Annotated in this window: 1 protein-coding gene; it reads left to right on the forward strand. The window is 52.7% G+C overall.

Annotated features, from left to right (window positions below):
* A partial coding sequence (locus tag FDX22_RS22055; RefSeq protein ID WP_304571804.1) for an NAD(P)-dependent oxidoreductase occupies nucleotides 1-205 on the forward strand: 205 nt, incomplete at both ends.

Genomic DNA, 205 nt, shown 5'->3' on the forward strand with positions numbered 1-205 from the left:
TCTCAATGAAGACGATCTTCTGGCATCGTTGGATAGCGGAAAACTGAAAGGTGCGATGCTGGATGTCTATAGCCGAGAACCGCTACCGGAAGACAACCCATTGTGGAAACACCCACGTGTGGCGATGACGCCGCACATTGCTGCGGTAACGCGCCCAGCGGAAGCGGTGGATTATATTTCTCGTACAATCCTGAGCCTGGAAAGT

The organism is Citrobacter sp. TBCS-14, assembly GCF_005280805.1.
Taxonomy (GTDB): Bacteria; Pseudomonadota; Gammaproteobacteria; order Enterobacterales; family Enterobacteriaceae; genus Citrobacter; species Citrobacter gillenii.